The sequence below is a fragment of the Curtobacterium sp. AB451 genome (genome assembly GCF_050585845.1).
In the GTDB taxonomy this organism is placed as follows: Bacteria; Actinomycetota; Actinomycetes; order Actinomycetales; family Microbacteriaceae; genus Curtobacterium.
Map to the genome: position 1 here is coordinate 48,433 of NZ_JBOBQG010000006.1, position 16,890 is coordinate 65,322.

The 16,890-nt window shown below is 71.3% G+C and carries 16 protein-coding genes; 11 read left to right on the top strand and 5 right to left on the bottom strand.

The window, feature by feature from the left end; all coding sequences use genetic code 11:
• Positions 1-24: 24 nt before the first annotated feature.
• A complete protein-coding gene (locus tag ACQXVK_RS14175; RefSeq protein WP_430853973.1) occupies positions 25-1,497 on the bottom strand; it encodes a GH32 C-terminal domain-containing protein in 1,473 nt (490 codons plus the stop codon).
• Positions 1,494-2,552, bottom strand: a complete 1,059-nt coding sequence (locus ACQXVK_RS14180) for a LacI family DNA-binding transcriptional regulator (protein ID WP_430853974.1) — start codon at positions 2,550-2,552, stop codon at positions 1,494-1,496. The genes ACQXVK_RS14175 and ACQXVK_RS14180 overlap by 4 nt, the downstream gene beginning before the upstream one ends.
• Positions 2,553-2,689: 137 nt before the next feature.
• Between ACQXVK_RS14180 and ACQXVK_RS14185 the strand changes: the two genes are divergently transcribed.
• The 10 genes from ACQXVK_RS14185 to ACQXVK_RS14230 all read left to right on the top strand — a co-directional run bounded on the left by ACQXVK_RS14185 (position 2,690) and on the right by ACQXVK_RS14230 (position 13,175).
• Entirely contained in the window at positions 2,690-4,096 is a 1,407-nt protein-coding gene (locus tag ACQXVK_RS14185) for an ABC transporter substrate-binding protein (RefSeq protein ID WP_430853975.1), read from the top strand.
• Positions 4,096-5,043, top strand: a complete 948-nt coding sequence (locus ACQXVK_RS14190; protein WP_416393233.1) for a carbohydrate ABC transporter permease — start codon at positions 4,096-4,098, stop codon at positions 5,041-5,043. Before ACQXVK_RS14185 ends, ACQXVK_RS14190 begins: the two co-directional genes overlap by 1 nt.
• Positions 5,040-5,948, top strand: coding sequence for a carbohydrate ABC transporter permease (locus ACQXVK_RS14195; protein ID WP_022905748.1), 909 nt, complete (start codon positions 5,040-5,042; stop codon positions 5,946-5,948). Before ACQXVK_RS14190 ends, ACQXVK_RS14195 begins: the two co-directional genes overlap by 4 nt.
• Positions 5,945-7,420, top strand: coding sequence for a glycoside hydrolase family 32 protein (locus ACQXVK_RS14200; protein WP_430853976.1), 1,476 nt, complete (start codon positions 5,945-5,947; stop codon positions 7,418-7,420). The genes ACQXVK_RS14195 and ACQXVK_RS14200 overlap by 4 nt, the downstream gene beginning before the upstream one ends.
• Before the next feature lie 40 nt (positions 7,421-7,460).
• Positions 7,461-8,396, top strand: a complete 936-nt coding sequence (locus ACQXVK_RS14205; protein ID WP_416393231.1) for a carbohydrate kinase family protein — start codon at positions 7,461-7,463, stop codon at positions 8,394-8,396.
• On the top strand, positions 8,393-9,196 hold the full coding sequence (tatC, locus tag ACQXVK_RS14210) for a twin-arginine translocase subunit TatC (RefSeq protein ID WP_430853977.1): 804 nt from the start codon (positions 8,393-8,395) through the stop codon (positions 9,194-9,196). The genes ACQXVK_RS14205 and tatC overlap by 4 nt, the downstream gene beginning before the upstream one ends.
• A 52-nt stretch (positions 9,197-9,248) precedes the next feature.
• A complete protein-coding gene (gene tatA, locus ACQXVK_RS14215) occupies positions 9,249-9,461 on the top strand; it encodes a twin-arginine translocase TatA/TatE family subunit (protein WP_402267957.1) in 213 nt (70 codons plus the stop codon).
• Between the two features lie 31 nt (positions 9,462-9,492).
• Positions 9,493-9,804 carry a twin-arginine translocation protein subunit TatB gene (locus ACQXVK_RS14220; protein WP_022905743.1) on the top strand — a complete coding sequence of 104 codons (312 nt, stop codon included), beginning with the start codon at positions 9,493-9,495 and terminating at the stop codon, positions 9,802-9,804.
• Positions 9,805-9,905: 101 nt separating this feature from the next.
• The gene (locus tag ACQXVK_RS14225) at positions 9,906-12,392 is read left to right on the top strand and encodes a GH32 C-terminal domain-containing protein (protein WP_430853978.1); all 2,487 of its coding nucleotides are present in this window, start codon (positions 9,906-9,908) and stop codon (positions 12,390-12,392) included.
• A gap of 213 nt (positions 12,393-12,605) precedes the next feature.
• Positions 12,606-13,175 (top strand): DUF2510 domain-containing protein, encoded by a 570-nt coding sequence (locus ACQXVK_RS14230; protein WP_430853979.1) that lies wholly within the window; start codon positions 12,606-12,608, stop codon positions 13,173-13,175.
• Between the two features lie 19 nt (positions 13,176-13,194).
• Here ACQXVK_RS14230 and ACQXVK_RS14235 read toward each other — a convergent pair whose 3' ends face one another.
• Together ACQXVK_RS14235 and ACQXVK_RS14240 are read right to left on the bottom strand one after the other, a co-directional pair.
• Positions 13,195-14,391, bottom strand: coding sequence for an FAD-binding domain-containing protein (locus ACQXVK_RS14235; RefSeq protein ID WP_430853980.1), 1,197 nt, complete (start codon positions 14,389-14,391; stop codon positions 13,195-13,197).
• A gap of 185 nt (positions 14,392-14,576) precedes the next feature.
• Positions 14,577-15,113 carry an RNA polymerase sigma factor gene (locus tag ACQXVK_RS14240; protein WP_430853981.1) on the bottom strand — a complete coding sequence of 179 codons (537 nt, stop codon included), beginning with the start codon at positions 15,111-15,113 and terminating at the stop codon, positions 14,577-14,579.
• A 105-nt stretch (positions 15,114-15,218) separates the two neighbouring features.
• Here ACQXVK_RS14240 and ACQXVK_RS14245 point away from each other — a divergent pair, with 105 nt between their 5' ends.
• Complete coding sequence (locus ACQXVK_RS14245; RefSeq protein WP_430853982.1) at positions 15,219-15,749, top strand: GNAT family N-acetyltransferase; 531 nt, start codon at positions 15,219-15,221, stop codon at positions 15,747-15,749.
• 63 nt (positions 15,750-15,812) lie between these two features.
• Here ACQXVK_RS14245 and ACQXVK_RS14250 read toward each other — a convergent pair whose 3' ends face one another.
• Positions 15,813-16,886, bottom strand: coding sequence for a threonine aldolase family protein (locus ACQXVK_RS14250; protein ID WP_430853983.1), 1,074 nt, complete (start codon positions 16,884-16,886; stop codon positions 15,813-15,815).
• Positions 16,887-16,890 lie beyond the last annotated feature (4 nt).

Genomic DNA, 16,890 nt, shown 5'->3' on the forward strand with positions numbered 1-16,890 from the left:
TCCCGTCCGTCCGTGCGGAGCCCGTCAGCGGGTGCCGACGGTGACCCGGGTCAGCGCGAACGCGCCGTCCTGCGCGAAGAGCGCGATGCGCCCGGACGGGCGGTCGTAGAGCCGCGTGCTCAACGCGACGGAGCCGTCGACGACGGCGACGCAGAGGTCGCCGTCGAGGTGCACGTCGATGCGGTGTGGACCGGGAGCGAGGGACACCTGCCGCTCGAGCTCGACCGCGTGCGGGACGTCACCGAGGATCTGCCACTGCTCGCCGCCGGTCGTGCCGCGCGGCCACCGATCGAGGACGAGTCGGGAACGGTCCGGTTCGAGGCGGAGCGCGTAGCCGGCTTCCGCGTCGTCGCTCGTGCGCAGGAGCACGCCGAACGATCGGGTGTCCGGGGCGACGTCGAGCTCGATCGTGACGAGTGCCTCGGTGGGCAGCCGAGGCCCGATCCACGAGGCGTACCGGGTCGTTGCGCCGTCCCCGACGACCGGTGCGGCACCGTTCAGGGGCGCGAAGTCGTCGGTGACGTCGAGCTCGTCCGCGTACGCCGCCCGGAGCGTCCGGGGGAGGTCGAAGCGCAGCGAACCGTCCGGTCGCTGGTGCGCCTGCAGGGTCGCCATCGTGCCGGCCCACTGCCACGCCCCGGCGTCGCGCTCGCCCTCCTTCGTGGCGATCCAGCCGACGAAGAAGCGGTCCTCGCCGAGGGTGACGGTCTTCGCGGCGTAGAACGCACGGCCGTCGACGGTGTCGTCGGCGGGTGCGAGCCACGGCCCGTCGGGCGACGTCGCGATGCGGTACCGGGTGCAGAACGCGTCGGAGAACTCGGAGTACACGAGGTACCACCAGTCGCCCCATCGGAAGACGTCCGGGCACTCGTGGGCGATGAACCGGTGCGGCGCCCAGAACGGGTCGGCGTCGCGCCAGGTGACGAGGTCGTCGGACTCGAGGCGGGCGACCAAGCCGGACCGGCGGTACGGCTCGTCCGGGCGGCGGGTCGCGAGGAGCATCTGCCAGGGGCGGTCGGCGGACGGGCGGAACACGAACGGGTCGCGCCAGTCCTCGGGCGCGTAGCCCGGCAGTGCGGGCAGGTCCCACTCGGGGCGCTTCGTCCAGCTCGTGAGGTCGCCGTCGGAGGTCGCGTGGCACACGACCTGGACGTCCTTCCGGCCGAGGTCGGTGTCGGTCGTGATGCGCGGGTTGTGGCCGGTGGAGAACAGGTGCAGCAGCCCGGTGTCGTCACGGACGACGCTGCCCGTGTAGCAGTCGAAGTCGCTGGCGTCCGGGCCGCCCGAGGGCAGCACGACGCCGTGGTCCTCGAACGTCACGAAGTCCGTCGTCGAGACCGCCGCCCAGGGCATGCCGGTCGGGCGGTCGACGGGTGCCGCGTCCGGCCGTTCGTCGAGCAGGTGGTACAGCCAGGCCCGGTCACCGTCGGCGAACGGGATGACGTCGCCCACGAATCCGTTCGGCGGGCGGTGGTGGGTGCTCGGCTGGTCGGTCACTCGGACTCCTGCGGTTCGGTGTCGGTGCGTGGTGCGGCCAGGGAGCTGCGCGGGACGTACTCGCACGGCACGAGGTGGCGGCCGGGGTCGTGCGTCTCCGCGAGCAGCAGCGTGCCGGCGTCGAAGCCCATCTGCTGGTGCGGGAGCGCGACCGTCGTCAGCGGCGGGTGCATCTGGTCGGCGAGGTCGGGCTGGTCGTCGAAGCCGACGATGCTGACGTCCTCGGGGCAGCGCAGCCCGAGGGACTGCGCGGCCATCAGTGCGCCGACGGCCATGCGGTCGTTCCCGCACACCAGCGCGGTCGGCGGGTCCTCGGCGAGGAACTCCATCGCGAGGTCGTAGCCCGACCCGACCTGGTACGTGCCGAACCGGACGGGGACGGTGTCCGCCCGGAGACCGGCCTCGGCCGCCGCCTCGTCGAATCCGCGCTTGCGCTCGCGGCAGGCGTAGTCGTCCTCCGGCCCGCCGAGGAACGCGACGTCGGTGTGTCCGGCCGCGAACACGGCGGCGGCGACGTCGCGCCCGCCCTGGAACTCGTCGGCCAGCACGGTGACGGCCGGCGCGCCGTCCGGCGGGAAGCAGTTCACGAAGACCGTCGGCACGTCCTCGACGCCGGAGACCGGCACCACGTCCTCGGGCCCCGGGGCGGCGTAGATCAGGCCGGCGACGCCCTGCTGCACGAGGTTCGCCACGGCGGCCTTGCCCCCGTCGGACGTCTGCGCGGTCTCGACCACGAAGCACACGTACCCGGCCGCCTGGACGGCCTGCTGGACGCCGAGCACGATGTGACCGGCGTAGGGCTGGGAGACGAGCCGGTCCGCGATGACCCCGACCGTGTACGACCGGTTGGACCGCAGGGACTGTGCGGCGCGGTTCGGCTGGAAGTTGAGCTGCTTCGCCGACTCGAGCACGCGGGCCCGGGTGTCCGCGGCGATCGACACGTCCCGCCGGTCGTTCAGCACGAACGACACCGTCGGCTGGGAGACGCCGGCGTGCCGCGCGACGTCCTTCATCGTGACGCGGTGCGACGGTTCCGTCGGCTTTGGGCTCGCCATCTGTCCTCCTTCGACCCCCTCATCATGGCAGAAGCAAATACGTATTGCCTCATCCGGTCGAGGTGTGTACAGTCAGCGAGCAAATACGTATTGGCTCCGACTCGACGGGGCCACGATCGCTCAGAGAGGAGCGACCCATGGCGAACGGATTCAGCACCCCGATCGACCGACGCACGCTGTTCAAGTTCGGTGGGGCCGGGCTCGCGCTGGCTGGCATCGGATCCCTTGCAGCGTGCTCCGCCTCCGGCACCGCCGGCGGCACGTCGGGCACGATCAAGATGCTCTACTTCGGGGAGCAGAGCGCGGCCACCGCGCTCCAGAAGGCCATCGAGCCGAAGATCCGGCAGCTCGACAAGAAGGCGTCGCTGCAGGTCACTGCGATCAACGGCACCGACTGGAACGACTTCCTCGCGAAGGTGCTCACGCAGATCGCGTCCGGCGACGTCCCCGACATCGTCAGCGTCGCGACCGAGGGGCAGCAGCTGCTCGCGTCGAAGAACCTGCTGACGCCGCTCGACGACCTCGTCACGAAGAACCTGTCGGGGCTGTCCACCTACTTCAGGGGCATCCACCCCTCGCTGGTCGAGTCGACGATGTACGAGGGGCACCTCTACACGCTGCCGGACAGCTTCAACGCGGGCAGCATGTTCTACTCGACCTCCCTGTTCGACAAGGCCGGACTCTCGCGCCCCGCCGCGAACTGGTCGATGGATGACTTCCACTCGTCGGCGGAGAGCCTGGCCAAGGTCGGCGGCAGCACCTACGCGTTCGACTGGGTCGTGCGGCTCTGGGGCAGCTGGACCTCGTTCCTGTACGCGAACGACGGCAACCTGCTCGAGGAGGGGCGCTACTCCGGCGGCGACTGGCTCTGGGGGAGCAAGGCGTTCGACGGCAACGCGGTGGGCGTCAGCGGTCGCAAGGGCGGCTGGAAGTGGGGCGACCCGACAGCGAACTCCGACGCCGCCGTCGAGGCACTGCAGTACGTGATCGACCTGCAGAAGTCGGGGGCGTCGCCCTCGCCCGACGTCGGCGGTGGCAGCACGCTGCAGGGGCTCTTCGCCTCCGGGCGCATCGGCATGACGATCGGCGGCGGCTTCTGGGCCGGCGGGCTCCACAACGCCGGCATGAAGGACGGCAGCTTCGACGTCGTCGAGTTCCCGACGTGGAAGAGCAACAAGTCGCTCTTCGGTGCCGGCGGGTACGGCATCTTCAACTCGTCGAAGCAGAAGGACCTCGCCTTCGAGGTCATCAAGCTCATGGTGCAGCCCGAGAGCTTCGACGCGCTCTGGCCGGGCAACGTCACCACGCCCGCGCAGAAGTCGCTCCTCACGGCCGACCGGTACAAGACGACTGGGCCGGAGCACTGGTCGGTGTTCTACGACCAGCTCGACAACTCGGTGCCGATCTCCGCGCCGCCGTACTACAACGCACTCGCGACGGCCCTGAACCAGCGCACCACGCAGGCGATCTCGTCCGGCAACGCGAAGAAGGCGCTCGACGGCCTGCAGGCCGACATCGAGAAGGCCGCCGCGCAGGCGTCGTGATGACCGCGACGACAGGGATCCGCTCCCGGCGGGCTGCCGAGGTCGCAGCCCGCCGGCCGGCGGCCAGACGCGTCCGACGCCGCGAGGCCTCCTTCGGCTACGCGATGATCGGCCTGGCGGTGGTCTTCGTCGCCGTCTTCACCTTCATCCCGATCCTCGCGTCGCTCGGACTCTCGTTCACGTCGTGGGACGTGATCAGCAGCCCGAAGTTCGTCGGGCTGGACAACTACGTGCGGCTGTTCACCGACGGGCCGGTGCTCGCGTCGTTCGGCGTGACCGTCGTCCTCGCGATCTGCATCGTCGCCCTGCAGATCTCGCTCGGGATGCTGCTGGCGGTCCTGGCGAACAACCGGAAGCGCAACGCCACGCGCGTCTTCTTCCGGACGTCGTTCTACCTGCCGCTGCTCGCGTCGTCCGCCGCGGTGTCGATCTTCATGGGTTACATCTTCGACACCAAGTTCGGGCTCATCAACTACTACCTGAACGAGATCGGGCTCCCCGGGGCGCACTGGCTCAACGACCCGTTCTGGGCGAAGGTCACAGTCGTACTGGTGGTGGTCTGGCAACAGGTCGGCTTCACGTTCGTCCTGTTCGTCGCCGCCCTGATGTCCGTGCCCGTCGACGTGCAGGAGGCCGCGGCGATCGACGGCGCCGGACCGTGGCGCACGCTCTTCCGCATCAAGATCCCGCTGATCAGCCCGACGATCCTGTTCGCCACCGTGATCGCGATGATCAACGCGATGCAGCTGTTCGACCAGCCCTTCATCATGACGAAGGGCGGGCCGGGCACCGCGACGACGACCGCGACGATCTCCCTCTACCAGGCGGGCTTCCAGAACCTGCAGTTCGGGTTCGCCTCCGCCATCGCGATCCTGCTGCTCGTCATCATCGGCATCATCACCGGGATCCAGTTCATCGCCGCACGAAAGCTGGTGTTCTACCAATGACGACCACCGACGTCCTCAACCCGCTCCACGCGCCGGAGACCGTCGCGCAACCGAGCGTCGCCCACATCGTCCGTCGCCGCAGGCCGGTCGCGACCGTCGGCAGCGTGATCGGACTCGTCATCCTGATCATCGCGGCGGTGTTCGCGCTCGGACCGCTGCTCTGGACGCTCACCACGTCGCTCCGGACACCGGCGGAGTCGTTCAACAACCCGCCGCAGTGGATCCCGCTCTCGTGGGACTTCAGCAACTACGCGGCGGTGTTCAACCAGATCCCGATCGGCCAGTTCTTCGTCAACAGCGTCATCGTCACGCTCCTGATCGTCGTCGGGCAGACCATCACCTGCACGCTCTCGGGCTACGCGTTCGCGATGATCAGCTTCCCGGGGAAGAACACGATCTTCGGCATCTTCCTCGCCACGATGATGGTGCCGATCCAGACGATCATCATCCCCGTCTTCGTCATCCTCAAGGACATGGGACTCACCGGTTCCATCGCCTCCCTGATCGTCCCCGCGCTCGGCAGCGCGTTCGGCACCTTCCTGATGCGGCAGTACTTCATGCAGATGCCGCGGGAGCTCGGCGAGGCGGCCCGCATCGACGGGGCGACACAGTTCGGCGTGTTCTGGCACGTGTACTCGCGGATGGCCAGCCCGGCGATCGCGACGCTCGCGATCCTGAACTTCTCGGCGTTCTGGGCCGAGTACTACCGGCCGCTCATCTTCCTCAACCAGCAGGAGACCTTCACGCTGCCGCTCGGACTGGTCGGGCTGCAGGGCAACCTCGGGACCGGCTCGATCTCGGTCGTGCTCGCCGGGGTGGTCCTCACGATGATCCCGAGCGTGCTGCTGTTCGTCTTCGCCCAGCGGTACTTCATCGAGGGCGTCACGGCGGGGTCGTCCCGATGACCGACACGCCCGTGACCGAGGCGCCTCCGGCAGCGGCTCCCTCGGCCGACGCCCGCGCCGTCCCCACTCCGTCCCAGGAAGCAGCACCGACCGTGATCGCACCAGCCGACCACCACCTCCCGCAGTTCCACGTCCGACTGCCCCGCGGGTACGTCAACGACCCGAACGGCCCGATCGACATCGGCGGGCAGGCCCACCTGTACTTCCAGTCCCGGCCGCGCGTCGACCTCGACGTCCCGGTCGAGTGGGGGCACGCGACGAGCGACGACCTCGTGCACTGGACGCTCCACCGTCCGGCGATCGTGCCGGTGCCCGGTGGCGCCGACTCCGGGGGTGCGTGGTCCGGCAACACGGTCCTGCACGAGGGCGTCGTCCGCGCCTACTACTCCGGCAAGGTCGACCACAGCCCGTTCCAGTCGGTGCTGCTCGCCGAGTCAACCGACGGCGGGGCCACCTTCGGTGCGCCCGTCCAGGTCGTCCGGGACCCCACCTCCGACGAGGCGATCACGATGTTCCGCGACCCGTTCGTCTGGGCCGACGGGGACGGGTGGTCGATGGCCGTCGGTGCCGCGGACGTCGACCAGGTGGCCTCCGTCCGTCACTACCGCTCGACCGACGGCGTCGACTGGACGTTCGTCGGCGACCTGGTCGCGATGCCCCGCGGCACGGTCGACGGCATCGACACCGGCGAGGGGTGGGAGTGCCCCCAGGTCATCACGGTCGACGGCACCGACGTGGCGATCGTCGCGTCCTGGTCCCACGCCGAGGGACCCGGCGACGTGCTCGCGGTGCCGTTGACCGGTGCACCGCAGCCGTCCCGGATCGACGACGGCCAGCACTTCTACGCGGCCTCGGTGATGCGGGCAGGGTCCTGGGGGTCGGTGCTGTTCGGCTGGGTCACCGAGGGCCGGACACCGGAGTGGACCGAGCAGGCGGGCTGGTCCGGCGCGATCTCCCTGCCACGCCGCGCGTGGGTCGCGGACGGCCGCCTCCGCACCGAACCCCACCCGGCCGTCGACGCGCTCCGCCCCGCCACGGTGCCGTCGGACAGCGGTGAGACCATCGGCGCCCAGGCGGAGATCGTGCTCGAGGTCCCGGTCACCGGCCGCATCCGGGTCCGGTTCTCCGACGACGAGTTCCTCGACGTCGTCGTGGACGCCGACGCGGGCACGCTCACCGTCGACCGGTCCAGCGCCAGCACGGACCACCGGGCCGACCGAAGCCCTGCCGTGGTCCGTGACGCGTTCGACGCCGCGGCCGACAGGCCGGCGGTCCGGGTGCTGCTCGACGGCTCCGTCGTCGAGGTCTTCACCAGTGCCGGTCGATCCGTCACGACCCGGGTCTACCCGCTGCAGGCACCCCCGTGGACCGTCGAGGCGCCGGCCGGTGCCAGGTGGTGGCCGCTCGGGGAGACCGTCGCACCGGTGACGCCCGCGCCGGCGGTGGTCGTCGCGGGATCCGGGCCGGCCTGATGCCCTGGGAACGCGGCAGCGTCGCCGCTCGTGGACGGGGATGCCCGTGTCGGTGATCACCGTCGCCGGGGAGGCACTCGTCGACGTCGTCCACGACGGAGCCGGACACGTCCGCGAGGTACCAGGCGGAGGACCCGCGAACGTCGCGCTCGGCCTGGGACGGCTCGGTGCCGACGTCGAGTTCGCCACCTGGCTCGGTCCCGACGACCGCGGGCACCGCATCGCGGAGCACCTCGCGGCCTCGGGTGTGCGGCTCGTCGACGGGGCCTTCGGCGCCGCACGCACGTCGTCCGCGACGGTGCAGCTCGGTGCCGACGGGCAGCCCTCCTACGTGTTCGACATCGAGTGGGACCTCCCGCCCCTGCGACGGACACCGGAGTGGCTGCACGTCGGGTCGATCGGCGCGTTCCTGCACCCCGGCGCGGAAGCGGTGCTGGCCGCGGCGGAGCGGACGACGGCCGCCGGCGGCACCGTCTCGTTCGATCCGAACATCCGTCCCGCCCTGCTCGGCACCCGGGATGGTGCCCGCGCCCGCTTCGAGGAGCTGGCGACCCGCGCGACGGTGGTGAAGCTCTCCGACGAGGACGCGGCGTGGCTCTGGCCCACGCTCGACCCCGAGGCGGTGCTCGACTCGATCCTCGCCCTCGGGCCGGAACTCGCGGTGATCACCACGGGTGCCTCGGGGTCCGTCCTGGCCACGGCGGACGAGCGGGTGTCGGTCCCGGGTGAACCGGTGGAGGTCGTCGACACCGTGGGTGCCGGCGACACCTACACGGCCACGCTCGTCCGGCAGCTCACCGGGGACCGGGCGCAGCCGACCGACGGATCGTCGCTGGGGCCCCTCGACCGCGCGGCGCTGACCGTGCTTGGGCGGACCTGCTCCACCGCCGCGGCGATCACGGTCGGTCGCCGCGGTGCCGACCTGCCGACGGCGGACGAGATCCACCTCGCCGGCGCACCGAGGGCCGAGCGGTGACGGCGCCCACCGTCACGGACGGGGCACGGCGCCGCACGACGGGCACGATGTCCCTCGGCCAGCACCTCGACGAACTGCGCCGACGGCTCGCCCGTGCAGCGCTGGCCGTGGCCGTGGCGGCGGTCGCCGGCTGGTTCCTCACACCCGCCGTGCTCGCGGGGCTCCGTGCCCCGGTCACCGAACTCGCGACGGGCATCGGCGGGCACACCGCCGAGCTGAACTTCCCGGCGATCAGCGGGGCCTTCGACCTCCGCCTCCAGATCACCCTGACCATCGCCGTCGTCCTCGCCTGTCCGGTCTGGCTCCACCAGGCGTGGGCGTTCGTCGTCCCCGCGCTGCTCCGGAAGGAGCGGGCACACGCCGTCGGGTTCCTCGGTTCGGCGATCCCGCTGTTCCTCGGCGGGTGCTGGTTCGGGTGGTCCGTCCTGCCCCACGTCGTGCAGGTGCTCGGCAGCTTCGTCGCGCACCAGGACACCTCGATCGTCGACGCGAAGGCCTACTACGACTTCGCGATCAAGCTCGTGCTCGCCGTCGGGATCGCCTTCGTCCTCCCGGTGTTCCTCGTCCTGCTCAACGTCGTCGGGGTGCTCTCGGCGGCGGCGATCCGGGGCGCCTGGCGCATCGCGGTCCTCTGCATCCTCGTCTTCACCGCCCTCGTCACGCCGTCCGCCGACGTCGCCTCGATGTTCCTGCTGGCCGTGCCCATGGTCGTGCTCTACCTCGCCGCGTGCACCGTCGCGTGGCTGCACGACCGTCGCCTCGAGCGTCGCCTCGCAGCGGCCTCGCGCGCCGTCGACTGACGCGCACCCTCCTGTCCTGCATCCCCCATCCCGTCCACCCAAGGAGAACACCGTGCTCGGCAACCTCACCGGCATCCACCTGCTCGTCATCCTCGGCATCGTCGTCCTGCTCTTCGGCGCCACGAAGCTGCCGGCGCTCGCCAAGGGCCTCGGACAGTCGCTCACGATCTTCCGGCGGGAGGTGCGGGACGGCGACCAGCACCGTCCCGCGTCCGACACCGCGGCTCCCGCACCGGGAGCGGCCCCGGCGACCCCCACCGAATGACCCGACCACGCCGGTCCGACGGGAGCGTGCGGTGGACGTCGACAAGCTGATCGTCCTCGGGATCGTCGCCGCCGTGTTCCTCGGCCCCCATCGCCTCGTCGGCGCGGCGCAGCAACTCGCCGTCTTCATCCGACGACTCCGTCGGTGGGCCGACGCCACGAAGGCGCAGGTCGAGGAGGAGACCGGTGTCGAGATCGACTGGTCCGAGCTCGACCCGCGTCGGTACGACCCACGCCGGATCATCCGTGACGCCCTCACCCAACCGCCGTCGACACCGTCCGCGAGCGAGCAGCCGGACCACCTGTCCGTGACGCCGCCCGGCGGGCGCGGACCGCACGAGTGACACCCTGCGCTCGCGAACCGCACGGCTGACACCCTGCGCTCGCACCCCCGTCGTCCCGACGACTCCCGAGAAGGTCTTCAGAGAGGAAGGCTCGAACCACCATGTTCCGACCACTGCAGCGCTTCGGCGCGATCGCGGCGGCAGCCGTGACGGGCGCGCTGGTCCTGGCGTCCGTGACCGCCACCGCCAGCGAAGCCGACACCCGCCAGTACCACGAGACGTACCGGCCCCAGTTCCACTACTCGCTCCCGTCCGGCTGGATCGGCGACCCGAACGGGCTCGTCCACGAGGACGGCCTCTGGTACCTGTTCAGCTACGGCACGTGGGAGGGGGCCGTCAGCAAGGACCTCGTGCACTGGCAGAAGATCCCCGTGCGCGGTCCGGAGCCCGACCCCGGGAGCTCGGCGTTCTACTCCGGGGGAGCGGTCGTGGACACCGGCAACACCAGCGGCCTCGGGACGAAGCGGCACCCCGCGATGGTGGCGTTCTACACGAGCGTGCAGGCGGGCACCGGCATCCAGACGCAGTCGATGGCGTACAGCACCGATCACGGCCGCACCTGGACCCGGTACGCCGGCAACCCGGTCCTCGACCTCCACTCGACGAACTTCCGCGATCCGAAGGTGTTCTGGTACGCGCCGAAGAAGCAGTGGGTGATGGCCGTCACGCTCTCCGACCAGTACAAGATCGCCTTCTACACGTCGAAGGACCTCCGGTCGTGGACGCACGCGAGCGACTTCGGCCCGCACGGTGCGACCAGCGGTGTGTGGGAGATGCCGGACCTCTACTCCCTGCCGGTGGACGGCGATCGCCGGAGGACGAAGTGGGTCCTGACCGTCAGCGTGGGCAGCACCGGCGTCCAGTACTTCACGGGGCAGTTCGACGGGACGTCCTTCACACCGGACGGACCCGCCACCTACACGGCGCCGCGTGGCACGGACGTCGCCGACTTCGAGTCCGGCACCTACGCCGGGTGGACGGCGACCGGTTCCGCGTTCGGCACCGGTCCAGCGGCGGGCGCGCTCCCCGACCAGCAGGACGTCAGCGGGTACCAGGGCCGGTACCTCGTCGACAGCTTCGCCGGTGGTGACGCATCGACGGGGACCCTCACCTCAGCGCCGTTCACGGTCCGCGGGAAGCGGCTCAACTTCCTCGTCGGTGGCGGCGACAGCCCCGCCGTTCCGGGCGCGGTCCCCGCCGGGACGGTCCCCGAGGGCACCGTCCTCGCCGACTTCGCCGGACCCACCTACGGAACGGGATGGACGGCCACCGGGGCGTTCGTCGGTGCCGGTCCGACCCAGGAGTCCCTGCCGAACCAGATCGGCAGCTCGGTGCTCGACACCTTCACGCCTGCCGGCGACACCGGGACGGGGACGATCACATCGCCGACGTTCACGATCACGAAGCCGTACGTCGACCTGCAGGTCGCGGGCGGGGACCACCCGTGGGGGCAGCCGCACCCCACGGCGGTCAACCTCGTCGTCGGCGGGAAGGTCGTGCAGTCGGTCACCGGTGACGGCACCGGCACGCTCCGGTGGGCGAGCCTCGACGCCTCCGCGTACCGGGGCGAGGACGCCCAGGTCCAGATCGTCGACGACAACGACGGGACGGGTGGCTGGGGCCACCTGATGGTCGGGCAGATCATCGCGGCGGACCACGAGGCCGCGCCGTGGGACACGCAGACCACGGTGAACCTCCTCGTCGGCGGGAAGGTCGTCCGGAGCGCGACCGGGTCGAACAGCGAGGTCCTCGACTGGACCTCGTGGGACATCGCGGAGTTCCGGGGTGAGGACGCGCAGATCCAGATCGTCGACCGGGGCACCGGTGGGTGGGGGCACATCCTCGCCGACGCGTTCACCCAGAGTGACGCCCCGGCACTGAACCAGTACGAGCGGGCGGACTGGCTCGACCACGGCGAGGACTTCTACGCGGAGAACACGTGGGAGAACGCCCCGGGCGGTCAACGCATCGCGATCGCGTGGATGAACAACTGGGCCTACGCCTCCAACGTGCCCACCACACCGTGGCAGGGCGCCGAGACGTTCCCACGCTCCCTGTCACTGCGGACCATCGACGGGAAGGTCCGCATCGTCGAGCAACCCGTGGACGGCATCGACCGGCTGCACTCCGGTCGTCCCGTCCGGGCGCGGAACGTCCCGGTCGCGAACACGACGACGGTGCTCCCCGTGCGGGGCGAGACGCTCGACCTGCGGGCCCACCTCACCCGAGGATCGGCGAAGACCTTCGGGCTCGCCGTGCGGACCGGCGCCGGACAGTCCACGCAGGTCGGGTACGACACGACGACGGGGAAGGTCTTCATCGACCGGACCCACTCGGGGAACGTCGGGTTCAGCAGCGCCTTCCCCTCGCGCAGCGAAGCACCCCTGCCGTTGACCCGCGGCGGCCTGGACCTCCGCATCCTGGTCGACGCGTCCTCGATCGAGGTGTTCGCGGACGACGGGCAGGTCGTCCTCACCGACCAGGTCTTCCCGGACCCGACCAGCACCGGCGTCAGCGCCTTCGCCACGGGTGGCACCGCCCGGGTGGACGACCTGACGGCCTGGACCCTGCGGTCCATCTGGGGGTGACGTCGCGACCACACAGGGACGCCAGGCGCGGTGCCGACCGGCACCGCGCCTGGCGTCCGTCGTGGTGGCGGACCATCAGCGCAAGCACGCACCGTCGGGGCGTGACACCGTTCCTGAACGGTTCGTCAGCTCCGGATCGGAGCAGACCGCGCCGCGCTGCCCTACGGTCGGACGCGGGGGCGGTCCGCTCCCGACGACCCTCGAGGAGCACCGATGTCCACGACGCCCCCTGGCTGGTACCCCGACCCCTCGGGGGAGCACGGCAGTCGGTGGTGGGACGGCACCGGGTGGACCGCGCAGGTCGGCCCGCCGAGGGCACAGATGCCGCGCCCGCGCCTCGCCGACCACGTGCCGACCGACACCGTCTTCGTCTGGGTCCTCGCGCTGCTCCCGCTCCTCGCGCTGCCGATCTCGTTCCTGTACCAGCCGCAGATCCGGTACGAGGTCATCGGACCGGGCGTCCGGACGGTCGACCCGCGATCGATCTACACGGCCGGGTACTTCGCGCTGCAGGGGTTCAGCGTGCTCCTGTACGCCGCGAACGTCGTGCTCGCGTTCCTCGACCACCGCGTGCTCCGCCGACGCGGTGTGGTCCGCCCGTTCCCGTGGCCGTGGGCCTTCCTGTCGCCGGTCGTCTACGTCATCGGCCGGTACGTCGTGGTCCGCAAGGTGGCACCAGGGCGAGGGATGTGGCCGCTCTGGGTGGCCATCGCCGTCACCGTGCTCGGCTTCGTCGTCGGGATCGGCCGTGCCGTCGTGACCTTCCAGCAGATGCTGCCGTAGTCACCGCCGGACCCGTCGGCTACCGCCCGCGCACGAGCCCCGGGATGCGCTCCTTGAACGGGAAGAAGCCGCGCGACGCGAACGGCCACGCTCGACTGTCCCACGGACGCCGCACGACCACCAGCCCCGTGTCCGTCTCGGCGAGTGCCGACCGCAGGGCGTCCAAGCGCTCCTCGGCCGGCCCGACCGGGGCGTACGGGACCACGACGGTGTCGAGCCGCTCCGAGGTCGCCCAGTCGACCACGGCGGCCACGTCGGACGGGTCGAGCACCTCGGCCGCTCGCCCGTCGGCGTCGAGCGCCCGTGACGCCGCGTCGTCGAGGGCACCGGCCGTGAACTCCTCGACGAGCGTCGACGCCCCCGCGGGCGACCGTGCTGCGGCGGCCCCGACCACCGCGGTCGCGGCGAGTGCCGGGACCGAGCCCCCGAGCGGAGCGAGCAACGAGACCGGCTCGAGGTCCTCGTCGTGCAGCAGCAGACCCGCGCGCGGACCGATCGCGGCCGGGTCGTCGTCATCCGGGATCGGCACCGCCGGCGGGAAGGGGTCCTCGTCGAGCGCGACGGCACGCGTGGCGAGCCCCGTCGGCGAGAACCGCCCGTCCGTGTACCGCGCGATGTTGTCCGCCGTCGCGAGGTAGGTCTTCCCACGCGTCTGCAGCCCGGCGACCCACCGCCACGAGAGCGTGTTCGACGCCGCGTCCCCGTCGAGGAGGTGCCGGAGGAAGAAGTCGGCGCCGAGCTGCCACGGCAGCCCGAGCGTGAACACCCAGATGCTCGCGAACCACATCCGGACGTGGTTGTGCAGGTACCCGGTGTCGACGAGCTCCCGCACCCAGGCGTCCATCGCGTCGATCCCGGTCCGACCCGCGACCGCGTCCTCGTAGCCGTCCGGCAGGTCGCCGCCGAGCAGGTCCCCGACGTCGGTCCGGTACCGGCGCCACACCTCGGGACGCTGCTCGAGCCACCCCTTCCAGTAGGTCCGCCAGAACACCTCCTGCACGAACTTCTCGGCGGCGTGCAGGCTGTGTCGGTCGAGGACGGCGTCGACGACCTCCTGCTCGGTCACCAGCCGGTGCCGGATGTACGGAGAGAGTCCGGACACGTTCGTCCGTGCCGGTCCGAGGTCGTGGTTGCGGTCGCGTCGGTAGTCCGCGCCGGCTCGCGGGACGAACTCGTGGAGTGCGTCGAGGCCGGCGGCTCGCGTGGGGATGAACACCGCGCCATCCTGCGCGCGGCGTCGGCGTGCGAGCCGAGTGCCGTTGTACCCGGTCGACGCGAGCGGGCAGCCCGGCGCGGTCGAGGGTCGCCGGCGCGACCCGATCCGGTCGGGAGGCGCGGTGCGGGCCCGCCACGTGCCTCCCGCCCGGGACGGCGGAGCCGGCCGACAGCAACGCCCCGACGTCACCGCCACCCGGCCAGCTCCCGCGCGAGCGTCGACCGGGCCCGCACGAGCATGCCACGCACCGTCGAGACCGGCAGGCCGACCGCGGCGGCGACCTCGCGGTACGGCAGCTCGTCGAGGTGCCGGAGCTCCCAGCACCAGCGCTGCACGGCCGGCATCGTGGCGAGGACGGCGCTCGCCGCGTCCGCCAGCGACGACCGCTCGGCGACCCCGGTCGGGGCGTGGTCCTCGGTCGCCGGCGTCGACTCGTCGACCCACCGGATCGCCGACGACCCGCCCCGACGCAGCCGGTCGTAGCTCCGTCGCCGCGCGGTCGTCACCAACCACGCGCCGATCGCCTCCGGGTCGACGATCGACTCCAGGTGCGTCCACGCCGCGAGGAACGTCTCCTGCACGACGTCGTCGGCGTCCGCCCGGCAGTGCCGCAGGCGCATCGCGGTCGCGCGCACCAGCGGCGTGTGCCGCCGCACGACGGATGCGAACGCCGTGGGGTCCGCGGACGGTGGCGACACGGTGGTGGGGGCGTGCAGGGGCACGACGGACTCCGATCCTCGGGTGGATGCGTGCCGAGGATTCGAAAGGGGGCACCCGTCGGGTGGGCCGTGACGGACACCCCAGAGCGCGGGTCGTACCGTGGAGTCGTGCAGGCTGCGTTCTCGATCCGGACCACGACCGAGCGCGACTGGGAGCAGGTGCGGTCGCTCCGCATCGAGAACGCGACCGACGACCCGATCTCCTACGGTGCGACGCTCGAGTACACGCTCGCGATGAGCGAGGACGACTGGCGGCTCCGCGCGCGACGTGGAGAGGGGACCGAGACGACGAGTGTGGTGGCGGTCGACCCGACGGGCCGCTGGATCGGCATGATGAGCGGCCAGGTCGGCGACGCATCCGGCAACGATCCCGTGCTCACCGGCGTGTACGTCACGCCGTCGTTCCGCGGCCGGGCGAACGGTGTCGCGGATGCGCTGCTCGACCACGTGGTCGGGTGGGCAGCTGGGCACGGCGATCGGCTCCGCCTCGAGGTGTACGACCAGGCGGTGCCCGCTGGTCGCTTCTACGAGCGTCGCGGGTTCCGCCCGAGCGGTCGCTCCCGCGAATTCCGCCTGCTGGGGCAGGGGCGGGACGCCCCGTCGCTACGCCTGGTCGAGTTGGTGCGGACCGTCACGTGACCGGCTGACGGTCGGGAGGCGCGGTGCGGCCCCGCCCCGCGCCTCCCGTCCGCTGTATGGTCGTCAGACGGCGGCGAGCTCGCGCGTCAGCGCCGCCACAAACGCGTCGATGTCCTGCTCCGAGGTGTCGAACGAGCACATCCACCGCACCTCGTTCCGGCTGGCGTCCCAGTCGTAGAACCGGAAGTGCTCGCGGAGGCGGTCGGCCACCCCGGCGGGCAGGGTCGCGAAGACCCCGTTCGCCTGGGTCTCCTGGCTGAACCCGACGCCGCGGATGCTGCCGTCGGCGATCCCCGCCTCGAGGGCGCCGCGGAGTCGCTGCGCCATGGCGTTGGCGTGCCCGGCCGACCGGAGGTAGAGGTCGTCGGTGAGCAGGGCGATGAGCTGTGCCGAGACGAAGCGCATCTTCGACGAGAGCTGCATGTTGAGCTTGCGGAGGTAGTGCAGGCCCTCGGACGCGTCGGGGTTCAGGACGACGATCGCCTCGCCGTAGAGCATCCCGTTCTTGGTCCCGCCGAAGCTCAGGACGTCGACGCCGGCGTCGGTGGTGAAGTCGCGCAGGGGGAGCCCGAGGCTCGCGGCTGCGTTCGAGATGCGGGCGCCGTCCATGTGCAGCGTCATGCCGAGCGGGTGGACGTGGTCGGCGATCGCGCGGACCTCGTCCACCGAGTAGGCGGTGCCGAGCTCGGTGGTCTGGGTGATCGAGACGACGAGCGGCTGGGCGCGGTGCTCGTCGCCCCAGCCCCAGGCCTCCTTGTCGATGAGCTCGGGGGTGAGCTTGCCGTCCGGCGTCTCGACGGGCAGGAGCTTGATCCCGCCCACGCGCTCGGGGGCACCGGCCTCGTCGGTGTGGATGTGCGCGGTCGAGGTGCACACGACGGCGCCCCACCGTGGGAGCATCGACTGCAGGCCGACGACGTTCGCACCGGTGCCGTTGAACACCGGGAACGCTTGCGCCTGCGCGCCGAAGTGCTCGGCGACGACCTCGTTGAGGCGGGCGGTGTAGACGTCCTCGCCGTAGGCGATCTGGTGGCCGTCGTTGGCCGCTGCGATCGCGTCGAGGATCTCGGGGTGGATGCCGGCGTAGTTGTCCGAGGCGAAGCCCCGCAGGTCCAGGTCGTGGAGTCGAAGGGTCACTGGT